Raw genomic sequence first — 19,985 nt, forward strand, 5'->3', positions numbered from 1 at the left:
ATATAGTCGGTTGTGCAGGGAATATCACTGGCAACCCTTGAACTTCCCGCGCCGGACGGCCAGCCTGTAGGCCAACGTAACGCCGTTTTCGGCCGATGCCGGTCGTTCTTCGCAGAGGCTTTCGCATGTCGCTTCCCCGCCTGCGCACCCTTCTCCTGCTGCTGTTGCTGCTCCTGGCACTGGCGGTCGGCGCGGTGTGGCTGGCGGTTCCGCGCCTGCTGGCGCATGCCGGGGTGAGCATCGAGCACTGGCAGGGCCTGGGCATTTCCGGCCAGGGCCTGACGCTGCAACGCCTGGCCCTGCAACGGCAGACGCCGGACGGCGCGCGTCTGGCGATACAGCTGCAGGACCTGCGCGTCGGCTGGCCCGAGCATGAAGACGGACGCTGGCGCCTGAAAGAGCTGGCGGCCGGCATGATCGACGTGCGCCAGTGGCCGGGGCAGGGCGCGCCGGAGGATGACGCCGCGCTACCGGATATCGCCCAGCTCAACCGCTGGCTGGCGCTGCTGCCCGGCCGGCTGGCGCTGGAGCATGTCGTCGTCGAATTGCCCTGCGCCCGCGAACAACGCTGCAGCCTCAACGGCAGCGCCCACTGGCAGCAGATCCAGGGCGGCGCCGCCGCGCTGGGCGGTGAGCTGCGCCAGGGCGGGCAGCAATTGGCATTCAACGGCCTGCTGCAACCGGGCGACGGCCAGTGGCGCCTGCAACTGGACAGCTACCTGGACAACGAACAACTGCTGTCCCTCGACTCCAGCTGGACGCCCGCCAGCCGCCAGCTCAGCGGCGGTCTCTACAGCCCCGCGGTGCCGCCGGTGCAGGCGGTGCGCAACTGGCTCGGCGCATGGCTGCCGACGCCGAACCTGCCGTTGCCGATCCCCGAGGCCGGGCGCCTTCGCCTGAGCTGGGACACCCACCTGGCCGGCAACGCCGCCTGGCCGGACTGGCCGGGCCTGCGCGACGGCCAGGGGAGCATCGATCTCGCCCTGCAACTGCCGCAGCCCTGGCCCCTGCCGGGCGCGGGCAATCTGCAGGGCGACTTGCGGCTGATCGCCAGCGCGGCCGCCAACGGCTGGCGTCCGACGGTGGTGAGCGGGGATTTGCGCCTGTCCGATCTCTACGGCGACTGGCTGCAGGCGCTGCCGGTCGGCCTGCGCCCGGCGCGCCTGACCCTGCGCCTGGAGCCCGGCGTGGACGACGAGGCCGGCAGCGTGCGCGCCGACCTTCGCGCCGAGGGCGCCGCCGACCTGCGCCTGCGTTCTCGCGTGGCGCTGCTGGAGGCGACCCCGCTGGCACTGCAACTGAGCGATTCGCGGCTGGAGGGGAAGGTCCCGCACCTGGAGCTGGCCGGCCTGCGCGGCGACAACAGTCGCGTCGACCTGGGCTTCGACGGTCGGATCGATCAGCAGTCGGCGAGTTTCAACGTGGCCGATGGCGCCCACGTTCAAGTCGGCACGCTGGCCGGTCCGCCATCGCTCAAGGCCAGCAGACTGGCCGCCTCGCTGGGCAAAGGCACGCTGAATCTCGGGTGGGGCACTGACACGCCGGCCACCCTGCAACTGGATGCCCCGTTGAAACTGGCCGTGGGCGAGTTGCGCCAGCCCCACGTCAAGCCGCTGTCCTGGAATGCCGTGGGTACGCTCGTGGCCAGTCTCGACGCCCAGCAGTTCCAGGGGCGCCTGCTGAACAGCGGCGGCCTGAATGCCGAGGTCGGTCTCAGCCACTCGGCAAAGCAGGGCACTGTCCTGAGTGCGCGCCATCCCGAATTCTTCCTGCGCACCGGCAACCCGCTGGAAAAGTCCCTCGGCGACTGGCCCGGCCTGCTCAGCCTGAACAACGGCAAGGCCAGCTTCGACCTGAACTGGCGCCTGCCGCCGGGCGCGGCGCCGCAGAGCCTCGAGCTGAACCTGCGTGGCAGCGGACTGGAGGGCGTCTATGACCGCAGTGAGGTCCATGGCCTCGACCTGCAGGCGAACGTCGCCCTGAAGGGCGCGCAGATTCAGGTGCAACTGCCGCAGGTGAAGGTCGCCTCGCTCAACCCCGGCGTGACCCTGGGGCCGTTGACTGTGCAGGGCAGCTACACGGCATCGCTGGCGGCGCCGTTGGCCGGGCGGGTCGACTGGCGACAGGCCGAGCTGGGCCTGTTCAACGGCCGCGCCTGGCTGCCGGCGGGTGCTGTGGATCTTTCCACGCGTGGCCAGGGTCTGACCCTGCGGCTGGAAGGGCTGGCGCTGGAGGCGATTCTCGCGGCCTACCCGGCTGAAGGGCTGTACGGCACCGGCATCCTCGATGGCAACCTGCCGCTGGCGTTGAACCAGGGCAAGCTGGTGATCCACGGCGGCGAGGTCGCCGCGCGGGAGCCGGGCGTGCTGCAGTTCCGCTCGGAGAAGATCCAGTCACTGGGCAAGAGCAATCCGGCCATGCAACTGGTAGCCACCGCCATCGACGACTTCCGCTACGACAAGCTGAGCAGCCGCGTGGATTATGATGATTCCGGCACGCTGCTCCTCGCCCTGAGCCTGAGCGGGCGCAATCCCGCGCTGGAGCAGGGGCGGCCGATCAACCTCAACGTCAACCTGGAGGAGAACGTGCCCAAGCTGCTCACCAGCCTGCAACTGAGCGACCGGGTCAGCGACACCATCCGCAAGCGCGTGCAGGACCGCCTGCGCAACGACCCGGCCGCCGCGCCATGACCGCAAGGAGAACCCCGATGCGCCTCCGCGCCTTACTTCCTTTCCTGCTCCTGGCGGGCCTCGCCCAGGGCTGCACGCCCACCGTGCAACTCGCCGCGCCCAAGGAGCCGATCAACATCAACCTCAACGTGAAGATCGAGCACGAGATCTACATCAAGGTCGACAAGGCGCTCGACGGCATCATTAACGAGAACAGCGGCCTGTTCTGAGAAGGAGCCTTTTCATGAAATTGCACCGCAAACTGGGCGTCGCATTGCTTGCCCTCAGCCTGAGCCTGCCGGTCATGGCGATGAGCCTGGAGCAGGCCATGTCCGCCCTGGGTGGCGCCAAGTCCCAGGGCCTGGTGGGCGAGCAGGCCGACGGCTACCTGGGCGTCGTGAAGAACGGCGGTGACGCCGCCGAAGTTGCCGCGCAGATCAATGCCGCGCGCCGCGCGGAATACCAGAAGGTCGCCAGCCAGAGTGGCGCCACCCTCAAGGACGTGGAATCCCTGGCCGGCAAGAAGGCCATCGAGCGGACGCCGTCCGGGCAGTACGTGCAGGTCAACGGCCAGTGGGTGCGCAAGTAAGCACGCCAAGCGGATTTCCCTGCTCGCCGCCGCTGCCCGCGGCGAGTCCGGGGTGCTGCGGCGGAAGCAGGTAATTCCCGTCGGAAAATGCTCCGGCGCGAGAAGTTCTGGGTAATCCCGTTCTGTTCGCTATTTCCTCTGGTTCTGGTGAAATTTTCGCCAGATCCTCGACCAACCGGTCTCGGGTGAAAATGCGCTGATCCTGGTGGATGTCCCTCCGTGAAAGCGACTTTCGCCAGGATTTTTCGTCAAAACACACATCGCAATCAGTGAATATCGCTGAGCCTGACTTCCTATACTGCGCGCATCTACGTTCAGAATAAGAAACGTCCGCGCCCCTGGCGCGACGTAGGAGGCAAAGATGCGTGTTCTGGTGCTCGGCAGCGGTGTGATCGGTACCGCCAGTGCTTACTATCTCGCCCGTGCCGGCTTCGAAGTGGTCGTCGTCGACCGCCAGCCCGGCCCGGCCCTGGAAACCAGCTTCGCCAACGCCGGCCAGGTCTCGCCTGGCTACGCCTCGCCCTGGGCCGCCCCGGGCATCCCGCTCAAGGCCATGAAATGGCTGATGCAGACCCACGCCCCCCTGGCCATCAAGCTGACCGGCGATCCCAGCCAATACAGCTGGATGTGGCAGATGCTGCGCAACTGCAACGCCAAGAGCTATGCGGTGAACAAGGAGCGCATGGTGCGCCTGTCCGAGTACAGCCGCGACTGCCTCGACGAACTGCGCGCCGAGACCGGCATCACCTACGAAGGCCGCTCCCTGGGCACCACCCAGCTGTTCCGCACCCAGGCCCAGCTGGACTCCGCCGCCAAGGACATTGCCGTCCTGGAAAGCACCGGCGTTCCCTATGAAGTGCTGGACCGCGCCGGCATCGCCCGTGTCGAGCCGGCCCTGGCCAAGGTCGCCGACAAGCTGGTCGGCGCCCTGCGCCTGCCCAACGACCAGACCGGCGACTGCCAGATGTTCACCACCAAGCTGGCCGAAATGGCCAAGGCCCTGGGCGTGGAATTCCGCTTCGGCCAAGACATCCAGCGCCTGGACTTCGCAGGCGACCGCATCAACGGCGTCTGGGTCGATGGCCAGCTGGTCACCGCTGACCGCTACGTACTGGCGCTGGGCAGCTACTCGCCGCAGATGCTCAAGCCGCTGGGCATCGACGCCCCCGTCTACCCGCTCAAGGGCTACTCGCTGACCGTGCCGATCACCAACCCGGACATGGCGCCGACCTCGACCATCCTCGACGAGACCTACAAGGTTGCGATCACCCGGTTCGACCAGCGCATCCGCGTTGGCGGCATGGCGGAAATCGCCGGCTTCGACCTGTCGCTGAACCCGCGTCGCCGCGCCACCCTGGAAATGATCACCACCGACCTCTACCCGGACGGCGGCGACGTCAGCCAGGCGGAGTTCTGGACCGGCCTGCGCCCGGCCACCCCGGACGGCACCCCGATCGTCGGTGGCACCCGCTTCCGCAACCTGTTCCTCAACACCGGCCACGGCACCCTGGGCTGGACCATGGCGTGCGGCTCGGGCCGCTACCTGGCCGACCTGATGGCCAAGAAGCGTCCGCAGATCAGCACCGAAGGCCTGGACATCTCCCGCTACGGTTCCACCTCGGAGGCTCAGAATGGCCATCCAGCGCCTGCACACTAATCAGCGCATGAGCCAGGTCGTCGTCCACAACGGCACGGTGTACCTCGCCGGCCAGGTGGCGGACGACCTCACCGCCAACGTCGAGCAACAGACCCGTGAAGTCCTCGCCAGCGTCGAGCGCCTGCTCGACGAGGCTGGCACCGACAAGTCGCGAATCCTCTCGGCAACCATCTACCTCAAGGACGTCGCCGCCGACTTCGCCGGCATGAACGGCGTCTGGGACCAGTGGGTCCCGCAGGGTTGCGCCCCGGCACGCGCCACCGTCCAGGCGGCGCTGTGCTACCCGGAGATCCTCGTCGAGGTCTCCGTCGTCGCCGCACTGCCCTGATCGTTTTGCGTGGCCCGGCCGGAGCGCCGGGTTTTTTTCGTCCGTATTTTTTGTTCCACACAGACCATAAGAGAGCTTCGCCATGCGTCCCGCCCGTGCCCTGATCGACCTCGCCGCCCTGCGCCACAACTACCGCCTGGCCCGTGAAGTCTCCGGCGCCCGAGCGCTGGCGGTGGTCAAGGCCGACGCCTACGGCCATGGCGCGGTGGTCTGCGCCCGCGCACTGGAAGGTGAGGCCGACGGTTTCGCCGTGGCCTGTATCGAGGAAGCACTGGAACTGCGCGAAGCCGGTATCCGCGCACCGATCCTGCTGCTCGAAGGCTTCTTCGAGGCCAGCGAACTGGAACTGATCGTCGCCCATGACTTCTGGTGCGTGGTGCACTCGGCCTGGCAGCTGGAAGCCATCGAGCGCGCGCGTCCGAGCAAGCCGCTGACCGTCTGGCTGAAGATGGACTCGGGCATGCACCGCGTCGGCTTCTTCCCGCAGGACTACGCCGCCGCGCTGGCGCGCCTGAAGGCGCTGCCCCACGTGGCCAAGGTCGTGCTGATGAGCCACTTCTCCCGTGCTGACGAGCTGGACTGCGCGCGCACCGGGGAGCAGGTCGCCGCCTTCCAGGCCGTGCGCGAAGCCGCAGGCCAGGGCCATGAGATCAGCCTGCGCAACTCTCCCGGCATCCTCGGCTGGTCCGACGTGCCCAGCGACTGGGTACGCCCCGGCATCATGCTCTACGGCGCCACCCCCTTCGAACAGGCGCACCCGCTGGCCGACCAACTGCGCCCGGTGATGACCCTGGAGTCCCAGGTCATCAGCCTCCGCGAACTGCCGGCCGGCGAGCCAGTGGGTTACGGCGCGCGCTTCGTCGCCGACCGCCCGGTGCGCGTCGGCGTGGTCGCCATGGGTTACGCCGACGGCTATCCGCGCCACGCACCGGATGGCACGCCGGTGTTCATCGACGGCAAGCCCAGCCGCATCATCGGTCGCGTTTCCATGGACATGCTCACGGTGGACCTGACCGACCTGCCGGCTGCCGGCCTGGGCAGCCGCGTCGAGCTCTGGGGCCCGAACGTGCCGGCCAGCGACCTCGCCGCCCGCTGCGGCAGCATCCCCTACCAGCTGTTCTGCAACCTCAAGCGCGTCCCGCGGGTCTATAACGGCGAATGACGGATACCGCCCGTAAAGTTTGCGCAGGATCGACGGGCGATCTGTTGTAAATACTGAACGGTGTTGCCATGATACGTGGCACTTGGAACCCGCTCGGCTCAAGCCGTTGCGGGTTCTGCCTTTCAGAGCCTGTTTTTGATCTCGCGAGCTAGAGCAGAACAAGGCGAAAGTGGCTGAGAGAGCGGAATTTACGTCAGTAAATGAGCATCCCGAAGGCGCTTTCAACGCAGTGATGCCGACGCGCAGCAGATCAAAGACAGGTTCTTGAGCCTGCCTGATACAAAAATAAGGAGGACCCCACCCTTGGACGTCGGTGCTCGTCTGCAAGCCATCCGTAAAGTCAAAGGTTTGTCCCAGCGCGAACTCGCCAAGCGGGCGGGTGTGACCAACAGCACAATCTCGATGATCGAGAAAAACAGCGTCAGCCCCTCCATCAGCTCGCTGAAGAAAGTGCTGGGTGGTATTCCGATGTCCCTCGTGGAGTTCTTCTCCCTGGACCTGGAACAGAGCAGCAACACTCCGGTGGTCTACAAGGCAGACGAACTCAGCGACCTGTCCAGCGGCTCGATCATCATGAAGCTGATCGGCAAGGATTACCCCAGCCGTGCCATCACCCTGCTCGACGAGACCTACCCGCCGGGCTCCGATACCGGTGACGACATGTACGCCCACGAAGGGGAAGAAACCGGCGTGCTGGTCGAAGGTCGCCTGGAGCTGACCGTCGGCGACGAGACCTACGTCCTCGAGTGTGGCGACAGCTATTATTTCGACAGCACCAAGCCGCACCGCTTCCGCAATCCGTTCGAAGCCCCGGCGCGGCTGATCAGCGCGACCACACCGGCAAATTTTTGAACAGCCGGTAGGACCGGCCAGATCAGCTGCGACCTAATGCCGCAAACGCCGGCCAGGTGGCGCAATTGTTTCGAGCTTCCCGGCTTTGCCGTTATACTTGCGCCCGCTCGCGCGGCCCGAGACTGTGACTGCACCGCGACCGGGCGTGATAAGCCACGATGAGGGTGAAAGGGTGAACCTGATTAGAAAAATCCTGGCAGCCCAAGCTGCCGTACTGGCCCTGTGGGCAGTGAGCGTTCAGGCCGCGACCAACGATGACGCCATTGCCAAGCGTCTCGAACCTGTCGGCAAAGTCTGCGTCCAGGGCAAGGAATGCGAAGGCGTTGGCGCCGTTGCTTCCGCTGGCGGTGGCGGTGCCCCGCGTTCGGGCGAAGAGATTGTCGGCAAGGTCTGCACCAACTGCCACGGCAGCGGCCTGCTGGGCGCGCCGAAAGTCGGCGACAAGGCTGACTGGGGCAAGCGTGCGAAAGAGCAGGGCGGTATCGACGGCCTGCTGGCCAAGGCCATCTCGGGTATCAACGCCATGCCGCCCAAGGGCACCTGCGCTGATTGCTCCGATGACGAGCTGAAAGCTGCGATTCATCACATGTCCGGCCTGTAACAGCCGAACTGTGCGAATAAGCCGCCCAAGGGCGGCTTTTTCATGCCTGCGATTTGTCACCGGGTGAGTCGCGGGAGCAACTTTTGCGTAAAGCCGGTCCAAACTCCTGTCGTCGAACTGACCCAGGAGGGAAGCCCGGTGCAATCCTGCTCGATCGAAACCGCCGTCGAACACCTGCTTGAGCGCCTGGATGGGCACATCCGCCTCGGCCTGCCGCTCGGGCTGGGCAAGCCCAACCAGCTGGCCAATGCCTTGTACCGGCACATCCGCGAGAACCCGCGCCGGCAGCTGACCCTCTACACCGCACTGTCGCTGGGGCGTCCGCAGGCCAGCGGCGAACTGCAGCGACGCTTCCTCGAGCCTTTCGTCGAGCGCATCTACGGCGACTATCCCGAGCTGGACTACCTGCACGACCTGCGCAGCGGCAGCCTGCCGGAGAACATCCGCGTCGAGGAGTTCTACCTGCAACCCGGCAGCCTGCTCGACAGCGACCCGGCGCAGCAGAACTACATCAGCTGCAACTACAGCCACGTGGCGCGCGATATCAATGCCAAGGGCGTCAATGCCGTCGCCCAACTGGTGGCCCGTGACCCGGCCCGGCCGGGCAAGCTCAGCCTGGCCTGCAACCCGGACATCACCCTTGACCTGCTGCCGATGCTGCAGCGCCGCCGCGCCGCGGGGGAGACCATCGTCACCATCGGCGTCGTCCACGACCGCTTGCCCTACATGCCTGGCGATGCCGAGGTGGACGAGCACGTCTTCGACCTGCTGGTGGACGCGCCGGGCGACAGCAGCACGCTGTTCTCCACGCCAAACCTGCCGGTGGGCCTCCAGGACCATTGCATCGGTCTGCATGCCAGCGCCCTGGTGCGGGACGGCGGGACCCTGCAGGTTGGCATCGGCTCCATGGGCGACGCCCTGACCTGTGCTCTGCTCACCCGCCAGTGCGACAACGACGGCTACCGCGCACTGCTCGACAGCCTTGATTCCACGGATCGCCACGCCCAGCTGATCGAGCGCGACGGGGGGCTCGCGGCCTTCGAGCAGGGCCTCTACGGCTGCAGCGAAATGTTCGTGCCTGGCCTGCTGGCGCTGGCCGAGGCGGGGGTCTTGAGGCGGCGGGTCGCGGCGCGGCCCGGCGCGTCGCCCACCGAACCGGGCGTCTGGCTGCATGGGGGCTTTTTCCTCGGCCCACAGGCCTTCTACCGGCGCCTGCGTGAGATGTCGCGCGAGGAACTGGCCGGCATCGGCATGACGGGCATCGGCTTCGTCAACAACCTCTACCGCGACGAAGAGCTCAAGCGCGAACAGCGCCGCGACGCACGCTTCATCAACAGCGCCTTCACCGTCACTCTGCTGGGCGCGGGCGTGGCCGACCAGTTGGAAGATGGCCGGGTGCTCAGCGGCGTGGGCGGGCAGTACAACTTCGTTGCCCAGGCCCACGAGCTGGAAGGCGGCCGCTCGATCCTGATGTTGCGCAGCTGGCGCGAGACCGAGGGCGAGCTGAGCTCCAACATCGTCTGGAGCTACGGTCACACCACCATCCCCCGGCACCTGCGCGACATGGTGGTGACCGAATACGGTGTCGCCGACCTGCGCGGCAAGAACGACGCCGAGGTCATCGCCGCGATGCTCGCCATCGCCGACTCGCGCTTCCAGGACGAACTGATCGCCCAGGCCCAGGACGCCGGCAAGCTGCCGAAGGAGTTCGAACTGGACGCGCGTTACCGCCACAACACCCCGCAGCGCCTGCGCGAGGCGACCCAGGGGCTGCGCACGCTGCTGCCGGAATTTCCGCTGGGCTGCGACTTCACCGAGCACGAGCGCGACCTGTTGCGGGCGCTGGGCTGGTTGAAGAGCAAGCTGCGGCTGAGCGAAATCCTCGAACTGGGCAAGGCGACCCTGGACGCCCCGGAGCCGGAGGCGTTCCCGCAACACCTGGAGCGCATGGGGCTGGCGAAGCCGGAGGGGCTGCGCGAAGAGTTGTACCAGCGGCTGGTACTGGCCGGCCTGAAAGCCAGCCGACCGAGCCTGTAGGAGCAACTGTCTTCTTTCTGACAAGTTGCTGCCGACGTTCCCCCTCACCCCAGCCCTCTCCCGGAGGGAGAGGGAGCTGTCCGTGCCGGTTGACGCTGTGAGCGCTGGAGTATCACTGTAGGAGCGGGCCATGCCCGCGATCCGCCGGCAGGCGGCCACCGCAGGAACGCGCTATACGTGTGCTCGCGGGCATGATCCGCTTATATCTGAAATATCGTACCGGGGCGTGCCCTCTCCCCCGCCCTCTCCCTGAAGGGAGAGGGAGCCGTCCGTGCCGGCTGACGCCATGGATTCCTCTTGTACCGACTGGTCCCCTCTCCCTTGTGAGCAAGGCGCGCAGCCAGGGTTAGGGAGAGGGAAGTTCTCCGCACGACTTTCAGAGAAAGACAGTTGCTCCTACCCGATTTCCAGGCATGAAAAAGGCGGACCCCGTCAGGGGCCCGCCTTTTTCGTGGAGCGCAGGATCAGTCCTCGAGGAACTCGACCTGACCACCCGCCAGTGACTTCACGCGAGCCAGGGATTCCACGCGGTAGCCTTCGCTCTCCAGCAGGGCGCGGCCTTCCTGGAAGGACTTCTCGATGACGATGCCCAAGCCGGCGACGCTGGCGCCTGCCTGCTGGATCAGGTCGATCAGCGCCTTGGCGGCATGGCCGTTGGCGAGGAAGTCGTCCACCACCAGCACGTGGTCAGCGGCGGTGAGGTGCTTGGCGGAGATAGCGATGGTGCTTTCGGTCTGCTTGGTGAAGGAGAAGACCTTGGAGATCAGCAGGTCGTTCTTCAGCGTCAGCGACTGGAACTTGCGGGCGAAGATCACCGGGATGCCCAGCTCGAGGCCGGCCATGACCGCCGGGGCGATGCCCGACGCCTCGATGGTGACGATCTTGGTGATGCCCTGGTTCTTGAAGCGTTCGGCGAATTCGTGGCCGATCAACTTCATCAGCGCCGGGTCGATCTGGTGGTTGAGGAAGGCGTCTACCTTGAGGACCTGTTCGGAAAGAACGATGCCTTCGCTGCGAATTTTGTCTTTGAGAGTGTTCACGGGGGTGCTTCCGAAAGCGGCTGTCGCTGATGAAGCGCGTAATTCTACAACGCCGGTGGCCATCTGCGCGACGTTCCGACCAATGCAATTGCTGATCAGGTGGACAGTTTTTCGAGGGGCGGCCGCGTATGATCCTGGTGCAGTTCTTTTCTGTAGGAGCGAGCTTGCTCGCGAACGCGGTCCGCATCGGAGCCGCCGGAAAATCCTGTGCGCGAGCAAGCTCGTTCCTACAGGTGATTGGATCAGCGCTTGAGCAACGCCCGAATATCCGCCAGCGCCGAGTTGCCCTTGGCCACCTTGACCTCCTGCGGGGCGTCTTCCAGGCCTTCCCAGACCAGGTCCTCGGGCGGCAGCTCGTCGAGGAAGCGGCTGGGCGAGCAGTCGATGATCTCGCCGTACTGCTTGCGCTTGGCGGCGAAGGTCATGGCCAGGTTCTTCTTCGCCCGGGTGATGCCCACATAGGCCAGGCGCCGCTCCTCCTCGATGGTGTCGGCCTCGATGCTGGAGCGGTGCGGGAGGATCTCTTCCTCCACACCGAGAATGAACACGTAGGGGAATTCCAGGCCCTTGGAAGCGTGCAGGGTCATCATCTGCACGCCGTCGGCGCCTTCTTCCTCTTCCTGCTGGCGCTCGAGCATGTCGCGCAGGACCAGCTTGGCGATGGCCTGCTCGATGGTCATGTCGCCTTCTTCGTCGCGCTCCAGGGTGTTCTTCAGCGCATCGATGAGGAACCAGACGTTGCCCATGCGGAAGTCGGCGATCTTGTCGCTGGACGCGTTCTGCCGCAGCCAGTTCTCGTAGTCGATGTCCATCACCATGCTGCGCAGCGCGCCGATCGGGTCGCTGCCGGCGCACTGCTCGCGGACCTTGTCGATGAAGCGCTTGAAGCGCTGCAGGCGCTCGATGTAGCGGGCATCCAGGTGCTCTGACAGGCCCAGCTCGCCGGAAGCATTGAACATCGAACAGCCACGCTCGGTGGCGTAGTTGCCGAGCTTCTCCAGGGTAGTGGAGCCGATTTCCCGGCGCGGCACGTTGATCACGCGGAGGAAGGCGTTGTCATCGTCCGGGTTCACCAGCAGGCGGAAGTAGGACATTAGGTCCTTCACTTCCTGGCGTCCGAAGAAGCTGGTGCCGCCTGACAGGTGATAGGGAATCTGGTGGTGCTGAAGTTTCAGCTCGATCAGCTTCGCCTGATAGTTGCCTCGGTAGAGGATGGCGAATTCGCTGTAGGGCCGCTGGGTCTTCAGGTGGATGGTCAGGATTTCCATCGCCACCCGCTCGGCCTCGGCCTCTTCGTTCCGGCAACGGATCACGCGGATCGGATCGCCTTCGCCCATCTCGCTCCACAGTTGCTTCTCGAACACGTGGGGGTTGTTGGCGATGAGGATGTTGGCGCATTTGAGGATGCGGCTGGTGGAGCGGTAGTTCTGCTCCAGCATCACCACCTTCAGCGAGGGGAAGTCCTCCTTGAGCTGCATCAGGTTTTCCGGGCGTGCGCCGCGCCAGGCGTAGATCGACTGGTCGTCGTCGCCCACCACGGTGAAGTGTGCGCGCTGCTGTACCAGCATCTTCACCAGCAGGTACTGGCTGGCGTTGGTGTCCTGGTATTCGTCCACCAGCATGTAGCGCACGCGGTTGCGCCACTTGTCGAGGATCTCCGGGTGCTCCTGGAACAGCTTCACCGGCTGCAGGATGAGGTCGTCGAAATCCACCGCGTTGTACGCCTTGAGCGTGCGCTGGTAATGCAGGTAGACCATTGCGGCTGTCTGTTCCTTGGGATTGCGCGCCTTTTCCAGCGCCTCCTCCGGAAGGATCAGGTCGTTCTTCCAGCCGCCGATCAGGCCCTTGATCTCGTCCAGACCGTCATCGCCGGAATATTCCTTCTGCATGATGTCGGTCATCAGCGCCTTCACATCGCTCTCGTCGAAGATCGAGAAGCCGGGCTTGTAGCCCAGGGCCGCGTGTTCCTTGCGGATGATGTTCAGGCCCAGGTTGTGGAAGGTCGAGACGGTCAGGCCCTTGCCCTCGCCGGGGCGCAGCAGGGTGCTGACGCGCTCCTTCATCTCGCGGGCGGCCTTGTTGGTGAAGGTCACGGCGACGATGTACTGGGCGCGGATGCCGCACTGCTGCACCAGGTAGGCGATCTTGCGGGTGATCACGCTGGTCTTGCCGGAGCCGGCGCCGGCCAGCACCAGGAGCGGGCCGCCGACGTAGTTCACGGCCTCTTGCTGCCGGGGATTGAGTCGGGACATAAGGGCGGGGGTCTGTAGTGGAGCGGGCGCGTATTCTAGCAGGCCGTGCCGGGCGTCGGGGTGCCGCTCGGAATAGCGGCGATCTGTGACAGGATCGTGCTTATGGGTTTTGGATAAATCTGTACATGTATTAGGCTTGTGACAGCAATACTTGAAGAAAACTCTTAAGAGTTTCTCTGAAGTCTCGTCTACATCCGTGGGATGTCCGGATGGCGTCGCTTCAAAACCGGGAGAAGCGGGCGCAGGATGGTGCCTGAAGTTTCTCCCCTTTCTCGAGATACATGGGGGTCGCTTGGCAGCGTCGGTCGAACCAACGCGCCTGCTCCTGCTGGCGGAAGCGCCGCAGTGGGCCCAGCTACTGCGCGGACATCTGGCCGCGTTGGGACAGGGCTATTCGCTGATCACGGCCCCGTCCTGGCAGGCCGCCAGCAGCCTGTTCGACGAAGATCAGGTCGGCCTGGTGCTCGCCACGCCCGGCAAATTGCCGTCCTCCCATCAATGCCACCTGCCGCTGGTCCTGCTGCTGGAGCGCGAGCCCGCGCAGGAGCCGGTCGGCGTCGCCGACTACCTGGTGGCCGAATCCCTCAGCGTCGAAGTCCTGCGCCGCACCCTGCGCTACGTGCGTGAACGCACTTCGCTGCAGAACACCCTGCAGGGCCTGGCCGAACAGGACCCGCTGACCGGCATCGCCAACCGCCAGGGCTTCCAGACCCTGCTCGCCGCCCGTTTGAGCGAGAGTGAAGGGCGCGGCCTGGCGCTGGGCCATCTGGACCTGGACAACTTCCGCCATGTCAACGACGCCCTCGGCCACCAGGCCGGCGACCGCTTGATCCTGCAGGTGGTGGCGCGTCTGAAGGCACACCTGGACAACGGCGACGACATTGCCCGCCTGGGCAGCGACGAGTTCGCCCTGCTGCTGGACACCCGCCGCGACCCGGCGCGGGTGGAGAAGATCGCCGAACTGATCGTCGAGTCCCTGGGCGAACCTTACTGGGTCGAAGGCGAAAGCCTGCTGCTGGGCTGCAGCCTGGGCATGGCCCAGGCCCGCGCCGGCGAAGCCGCCGACCCCCTGCTGTGGCACGCGCACATCGCCATGCAGCAGGCCAAGTCGCGCCAGGGCTGCACCTTCCACGTCTTCGACGAACGCATCAACCGCGGGGCTCGCAGCCTCGCCGACCTGGAAAGCGAACTGCGCCGGGCGTTGCGCCGCGACGAGCTGGAGCTGCACTACCAGCCGCGCCTGGACCTGCACAGCGGGCAGATCGTCGGCCTCGAAGCCCTGGTGCGCTGGCGTCATCCCGAGCGCGGCCTGCTGACGCCGGGCGACTTCGTGCCGCTGGCCGAGGAAAGCGGGCTGATCGTGCCGCTGGGCTACTGGGTCATCTCCCGCGCCCTGCGCGACATGCAGTGGCTGCGCGGGCGCGGCCTGCCGCCCTTGCACATGGCGGTGAACCTGTCGTTCCGCCAGTTCCAGGACAGCCAGCTGCTGCCGACCCTTGAGCGTCTGATCCGCGAGCGCGGCGTCGACGCCCAGTGGCTGGAATTCGAACTCACCGAAACCGCCGTGATGCGCCGCAGCGACCAGGTCCAGCAGACCATGCAGGCCCTCGGGCGCCTGGGCGTGCGCTTCTCGCTGGACGATTTCGGCACCGGTTTTTCGTCCTTCGTGCACCTGAGCAGCCTGCCCATTACCCTGCTGAAGATCGACAAGAGCTTCGTCGGCAGCATGCACGAGCGCCCGGAAAACCTGCAGCTGGTGAAGGCCATGATCAACCTGGCGCACAACCTGAGCCTGGAAGTGGTCGCCGAGGGCGTCGAAACCATTGCCCAGCAGGACGAGCTGCGCCAGTTCGGTTGCGACCAGGTGCAGGGCTACTGGATCAGCCGCCCGTTGCCGCTCGCGGAGCTGGCGCGCTTCCTGGTGTTCGGCGTCAACCGCGCGCTGCGCCTGCAGGACTCGATCAGCTAGCGACCAGCGCTCCAGCAGGGGGGCGCGGACGCAACAGGCGCGAGGTTTTCGCTTCGAAGGCCAATGTCAGTCCGATGGCCGCGCAAGCCAGGCCCGATGCCAATCCCCACCACACGCCACTCGGCCCCCATCCCAGCGGGAAGGTCAGCAGCAGCGCCATCGGCACGCCCACCAGCCAATAGCCGGCCAGCCCGACGAGGAAGGTGGTGCGCGCATCCTTGAGGCCGCGGATCGCGCCCATGGCGATGCACTGGGTGCCGTCGAACAGCTCGAACCACGCGGCGATGGCCAACAGGCTGACGGCCAGTTGCACCACTTCGCGGTTGGCCGGGTCGTTGTGGTCGATGAACAGGCCGATCACCAGCTCCGGCGCGAGCCAGAACAGGGCAGCGAAGGCGAACATGCAACTGGCGCCGAAGCCGATGCCCAGCCTCCCGGCGCGGCGCGCCTCGACCAGCCGGCCGGCGCCGTAGTGCTGGCCTATGCGGAAGGTCACCGCGTAGGAAATCCCCATGGGCACCATGAAGGCCACGTACACCGACTGGATGGCGATCTGGTGCGCCGCCAGCGCCGTGCTGCCGATCACGCCCATGCACAGGGTCGCCACGGTGAACATGCCCGACTCCACCGCATAGGTGCCGCCGATGGAAATGCCCAGGCGCAGGGATTCGCCGATCACCTTGAAGCCCGGCTTCGACAGACCGGCCAACAGCGGATACCGCGCATACGCCCGGTGCCAGCGCAGGTACAGCGCGAAGATCACCGGCAGCGCATTCATTACCACCGCGGTGACCATGCCGATTCCCGCCAGCCCCAGGCGTGGCAGGCCGAACAGCCCCTCGATGAAGGCATAGTTGAGCGCGAAGTTGGCCAGCGCGCCGATCAGGCTGATGGCCATGACCGGGCCGGGCCGCTCGATGGCGCTGGTGAAGCCGCGCAGCACCATGAAGGCCATGTAGCCGGGCAGGGCGAAGACGATGCTGTGCAGAAAACTCATGGTGCCGGCGACCGTCTGCGGCGCCTGACCGAAGGTGGTCAGGATCGGCCCGAGGTTCCACAGCAGCAGGCCCGCGAGCAGCGCCAGCGCGCCGCCGATCCACAGGCCGGCTTGCGTCGCTTCCACCACGCCGCGCGCGTCCTTCGCCCCATGCCGGATCGCCACCAGGTTGCCGGTGGCCGCCACCACGCCGACGCAGAAGGTCGACACCAGCGCATAGGTCGACGCGCCCAGCCCGCCGGCGGCCAGTGCCTCGCGGCCGAGCTTGCCCATCATCACGGTGTCGGTGAACACCATGGCCACGTAGGCCAGTTGCGCGGCGATCAGCGGGCCGGCGAGGCGAAGGATGGCGGCAAGTTCGTCGCGATACGGGCGTTTCATGAGTCAGGCTCAGCTAGCGGCAGTCGCCGCATGGATGGGGAGCTGCCCATTCTCCGGCCGCCATGGAGGCGGGCACAAAAGGAAAAATGCGATGCCATCCATGAGTCATACTCATGCATCGAGTCCCTCGGAGTCCATCATGAACCGCCAGCTGCCGCCTCTTTATGCCCTGCGTGCCTTCGAGGCGGCTGCCCGGCATGCGTCCTTCACTCGCGCCGCCGAGGAGCTGGCAATCACCCAGAGCGCGGTGAGCCGGCACATCAAGACCCTGGAAGAACACTTTGCCTGCCGGCTGTTCCAGCGTCGGGGCCGCCAATTGGAGCTGACCGAAACGGCGCGGATGCTCCTGCCCGGCCTGCGCGATGGCTTCGATGCGCTGGAGCGCGCCTGTGCCAGCCTGCGCGCCGAGGAGGGCGTGCTGCGCCTGAAAGCGCCCTCGACCCTGACCATGCGCTGGCTCCTGGCGCGGCTGAGCAAGTTCCGCATGCAGCACAGCGATATCGAGGTGCAACTGACCAGCGCCTGGATGGATGTGGACCGCGTGGACTTCGTCCATGAGCCCTTCGATTGCGCGGTGCTGCTCAGCTCCGGTCACTTCCCGCCGGACTGGGAAGCCACCCTGCTGTTCCCCGAATGGCTGATTCCCGTGGGTGCGCCGGAGCTGCTGGCGGATGGTCCCTGGGATGCCGAGCGGCTGGCAGGCGCCGAGCTGCTGCATCCCACACCCGACCGCCGTGACTGGCGGCGCTGGCTGCAACGCATGGGCCTGGGGGAACAGGTCTCGCTCAAGGGCGGGCAGGTGTTCGACACGCTGGAGCTGGGCATAGTCGCGGCGACCCGTGGCTACGGGGTCTCCATCGGCGACCTGGTGATGGTCGCCGAGGATGCCAACCAGGGCCGCCTGGCCTTGCCCTGGCCCAGCGCGGTGGCCAGCGGCGAAAGCTACTACCTGGTCTGGCCCCGCGCGCGCCGGTATCAGGCGCGGTTGCGGCGGTTGCGGGATTTTCTGCAGGCAGAGATGCAGGCGATGCAGATGCCGCCGGTGGAGTACTTCGAATGAACCCTCGTCGTGGATAATGGAGAACCATGAACTCCCTCGATCGTCTCATCCAGCTCGCCAGCCTGCGCGGTAGCCTCGACCTGCGTTGCCGCTTCCTGGGCAGTTGGGCGCTGGACCACGAACCGTTGCCGGACGGCACCGCGCAGTACCACATCGTGCTGTCCGGCAACTGTCGGGCGGAAATGCCGGACGGGCAGGTTCTGGACCTGAAGGCCGGCGAGGTGCTGGTCCTGCCCGCTGGCGGCGCACACCTGCTGCGCAGCCAAGGTGTGCGCGTGGCGTCGCAGGAGCCGGACGTCCGCGAAGAAGGCCTGCTGCCAGTGCATCGCCTCGGTACTGGGAAGGGCGAACTCGACATGCTCTGCGGCAGCTTCCATTACCAGCCTGGCTCGCTGTTGATGGGCGCTTTGCCGGCCTACCTGAAAGTGTCCTGCCAGGATAATGGTCTCGGGGATTCCGTGGCCGCGCTGGTCGCCCTGCTGCGCGCCGAAGCGGACGGCAACCAGGCCGGCGCGCGTTTCCTGGTGGACGCGCTGTCCTCGGCGCTGTTTACCCTGATCCTGCGCGTCTACCTGCTCGAACACGCCCCCGCCAGCGGCACGCTGGCGCTGCTCAGCGACAAGCGGCTGAGCCGCGCCTGGCAGGCGATGCTCGACGATCCCGCCCATCCGTGGACTATCGAATCCCTGGCCGAACGCGCCAGCATGTCCCGCGCCACTTTCATGCGCCTGTTCACCCAGGTGGCGGGGCTGTCGCCCTGGGCGCTGCTGACGAAAGTGCGCATGGAGCTGGCCCTCCGCCTGCTGAACAGCTCGCAACTGAGCCTCACCGATATCGCCGCGCAGGTCGGCTACCAGTCCCAGGCGTCCTTCCCCAAGAAGTTCAAGCAAGCCTATGGCGATGCCCCCGGTCGCCTGCGCCGGGCGGTGAGCTAGACCAGTTGTCGTCGCCAGCAAAGCTGCGTGGCGTGAATGGATATGTCCTGCCGCCTTCGCGACGCTTCACGTCGCTGCCGTCGCAGAGCTGAAACAGCGCTTTGCTAGGGTCATTGCTGGACTAGTCCAGTGAAGGCCCGCTCGGGCCTTCCCCACGCCAACAAGACCACTCGGGGAATTCCATGAAGCCCATGCGCACCTTGCTCGCCGGCCTGATCCTGGCCGGGCTCGCCAGCACCACCTTCGCCGCGACTGAACTCAAGCATTGGCCCGCACCGGCCGCCAAGCAGCTCGACGCCCTGATTGCCGCCAACGCCAACAAAGGGGCCTTCGCGGTCTTCGACATGGACAACACCAGCTATCGCTACGACCTCGAGGAATCGCTGCTGCCCTTCCTCGAGATGAAAGGCGTGCTGACCCGCGAGAAGCTCGACCCCTCGCTCAAGCTCATCCCCTTCAAGGACGTCAACGGCCACAAGGAAAGCCTCAACAGTTACTACTACCGCCTCTGCGAGCTCGACGACCTGGTCTGCTACCCGTGGGTTGCCCAGGTGTTCTCCGGCTTCACCCTCAAGGAACTCAAAGGCTACGTCGACGAGCTGATGGCCTACGGCAAGCCGGTGCCCAGCACCTACTACGAAGGCGACACGGTCAAGACCATCGAGATCAATCCACCCAAGGTCTTCACCGGCCAGACCGAGCTGTACAACAAGCTGATGGAGAACGGCATCGAGGTCTACGTGATGACCGCCGCCCATGAGGAACTGGTGCGCATGGTCGCCAGCGATCCCAAGTACGGCTACAACGTGAAGCCCGAGAACGTCATTGGCGTCACCACGCTGCTCAAGGACCGCCAGAGCGGCGCCCTGACCACCGCGCGCAAGCAGATCGCCGAAGGCAAGTACGATCCCAAGGCCAACCAGGGCCTGGAAATCACTCCCTACCTCTGGACTCCGGCAACCTGGATGGCTGGCAAGCAGGCGGCGATCCTCACCTACATCGACCAGTGGAAAAAGCCCATCCTGGTGGGCGGCGACACTCCCAGCAGCGACGGCTACATGCTGTTCAACGGTACCGCCGAGAACGGCGTGCACCTGTGGATCAACCGCAAGGCCAAGTACATGGACCAGCTCAACGGCATGATCAAGAAGAACGCCGAGGCCCAGGCCAAGCTCGGCCAGCCGGTGACCGCGGACAAGAATTGGGTGATCGTCACCCCCGAAGAGATTCAATAAGCACAGAGCGTTCTACTTAGGAGCAACTGTCTTCTTGTGAGGTCGTGCCTGCGATTTTCCCTTTCCCCAGCCCTGGCTGCGCGCCCCGCTCCGAAGGGAGAGGGAGCTGCCCGTGCCGGCTGACGTCAGGGTTTCATGCTGCGCCGTACGGTCCCCTCTCCCGCTTGCGGGAGAGGGTTAGGGAGAGGGCTTTCGGGCTCGTGGAGCGGACTCATCTGCGA

Annotated in this window: 16 protein-coding genes; 13 read left to right on the plus strand and 3 right to left on the minus strand. The window is 65.8% G+C overall.

The window, feature by feature from the left end; all coding sequences use genetic code 11:
• Positions 1–125: 125 nt before the first annotated feature.
• The 9 genes from C167_RS0123350 to C167_RS0123390 all read left to right on the plus strand — a co-directional run bounded on the left by C167_RS0123350 (position 126) and on the right by C167_RS0123390 (position 9,895).
• Positions 126–2,690, plus strand: a complete 2,565-nt coding sequence (locus C167_RS0123350; protein ID WP_017520727.1) for an intermembrane phospholipid transport protein YdbH family protein — start codon at positions 126–128, stop codon at positions 2,688–2,690.
• 17 nt (positions 2,691–2,707) lie between these two features.
• A complete protein-coding gene (locus C167_RS0123355) occupies positions 2,708–2,899 on the plus strand; it encodes a YnbE family lipoprotein (protein ID WP_015479537.1) in 192 nt (63 codons plus the stop codon).
• A gap of 14 nt (positions 2,900–2,913) precedes the next feature.
• On the plus strand, positions 2,914–3,258 hold the full coding sequence (locus C167_RS0123360) for a YdbL family protein (RefSeq protein ID WP_017520728.1): 345 nt from the start codon (positions 2,914–2,916) through the stop codon (positions 3,256–3,258).
• A 361-nt stretch (positions 3,259–3,619) separates the two neighbouring features.
• A complete protein-coding gene (dadA, locus tag C167_RS0123365; RefSeq protein WP_017520729.1) occupies positions 3,620–4,915 on the plus strand; it encodes a D-amino acid dehydrogenase in 1,296 nt (431 codons plus the stop codon).
• Positions 4,890–5,243 (plus strand): RidA family protein, encoded by a 354-nt coding sequence (locus tag C167_RS0123370; RefSeq protein ID WP_017520730.1) that lies wholly within the window; start codon positions 4,890–4,892, stop codon positions 5,241–5,243. Before dadA ends, C167_RS0123370 begins: the two co-directional genes overlap by 26 nt.
• Before the next feature lie 82 nt (positions 5,244–5,325).
• Positions 5,326–6,405: an alanine racemase gene (gene alr / locus C167_RS0123375; RefSeq protein ID WP_017520731.1), complete on the plus strand. Its 1,080-nt coding sequence runs from the start codon at positions 5,326–5,328 to the stop codon at positions 6,403–6,405.
• 303 nt (positions 6,406–6,708) lie between these two features.
• Positions 6,709–7,257, plus strand: a complete 549-nt coding sequence (locus C167_RS0123380) for a cupin domain-containing protein (RefSeq protein WP_017520732.1) — start codon at positions 6,709–6,711, stop codon at positions 7,255–7,257.
• Positions 7,258–7,429: 172 nt separating this feature from the next.
• Positions 7,430–7,858 carry a c-type cytochrome gene (locus C167_RS0123385; protein WP_017520733.1) on the plus strand — a complete coding sequence of 143 codons (429 nt, stop codon included), beginning with the start codon at positions 7,430–7,432 and terminating at the stop codon, positions 7,856–7,858.
• Between the two features lie 198 nt (positions 7,859–8,056).
• A complete protein-coding gene (locus C167_RS0123390) occupies positions 8,057–9,895 on the plus strand; it encodes an acetyl-CoA hydrolase/transferase C-terminal domain-containing protein (protein ID WP_235154353.1) in 1,839 nt (612 codons plus the stop codon).
• 464 nt (positions 9,896–10,359) lie between these two features.
• On the opposite strand, the gene C167_RS0123395 is transcribed toward C167_RS0123390, so the two are convergent.
• Positions 10,360–10,935, minus strand: coding sequence for a xanthine phosphoribosyltransferase (locus tag C167_RS0123395; RefSeq protein WP_017520735.1), 576 nt, complete (start codon positions 10,933–10,935; stop codon positions 10,360–10,362).
• A 242-nt stretch (positions 10,936–11,177) separates the two neighbouring features.
• Entirely contained in the window at positions 11,178–13,187 is a 2,010-nt protein-coding gene (gene rep / locus C167_RS0123400) for a DNA helicase Rep (RefSeq protein ID WP_026079235.1), read from the minus strand.
• Between the two features lie 292 nt (positions 13,188–13,479).
• Between rep and C167_RS0123405 the strand changes: the two genes are divergently transcribed.
• Positions 13,480–15,156 carry a putative bifunctional diguanylate cyclase/phosphodiesterase gene (locus C167_RS0123405; protein ID WP_017520737.1) on the plus strand — a complete coding sequence of 559 codons (1,677 nt, stop codon included), beginning with the start codon at positions 13,480–13,482 and terminating at the stop codon, positions 15,154–15,156.
• Here the strand turns inward: C167_RS0123405 and C167_RS0123410 are convergent.
• Complete coding sequence (locus C167_RS0123410; protein ID WP_017520738.1) at positions 15,149–16,534, minus strand: NorM family multidrug efflux MATE transporter; 1,386 nt, start codon at positions 16,532–16,534, stop codon at positions 15,149–15,151. The genes C167_RS0123405 and C167_RS0123410 overlap by 8 nt on opposite strands.
• 139 nt (positions 16,535–16,673) lie before the next feature.
• Between C167_RS0123410 and C167_RS0123415 the strand changes: the two genes are divergently transcribed.
• From C167_RS0123415 to C167_RS0123425, 3 genes are all read left to right on the plus strand, one after another.
• Positions 16,674–17,594, plus strand: a complete 921-nt coding sequence (locus tag C167_RS0123415) for a LysR substrate-binding domain-containing protein (RefSeq protein WP_017520739.1) — start codon at positions 16,674–16,676, stop codon at positions 17,592–17,594.
• 26 nt (positions 17,595–17,620) lie between these two features.
• On the plus strand, positions 17,621–18,529 hold the full coding sequence (locus C167_RS0123420; RefSeq protein WP_017520740.1) for an AraC family transcriptional regulator: 909 nt from the start codon (positions 17,621–17,623) through the stop codon (positions 18,527–18,529).
• Between the two features lie 182 nt (positions 18,530–18,711).
• On the plus strand, positions 18,712–19,764 hold the full coding sequence (locus tag C167_RS0123425; protein ID WP_026079236.1) for a hypothetical protein: 1,053 nt from the start codon (positions 18,712–18,714) through the stop codon (positions 19,762–19,764).
• The last annotated feature ends 221 nt before the right edge of the window (positions 19,765–19,985 follow it).

Source organism: Pseudomonas nitroreducens TX1 (assembly GCF_000313755.1).
Lineage (GTDB): Bacteria > Pseudomonadota > Gammaproteobacteria > Pseudomonadales > Pseudomonadaceae > Pseudomonas > Pseudomonas nitroreducens_A.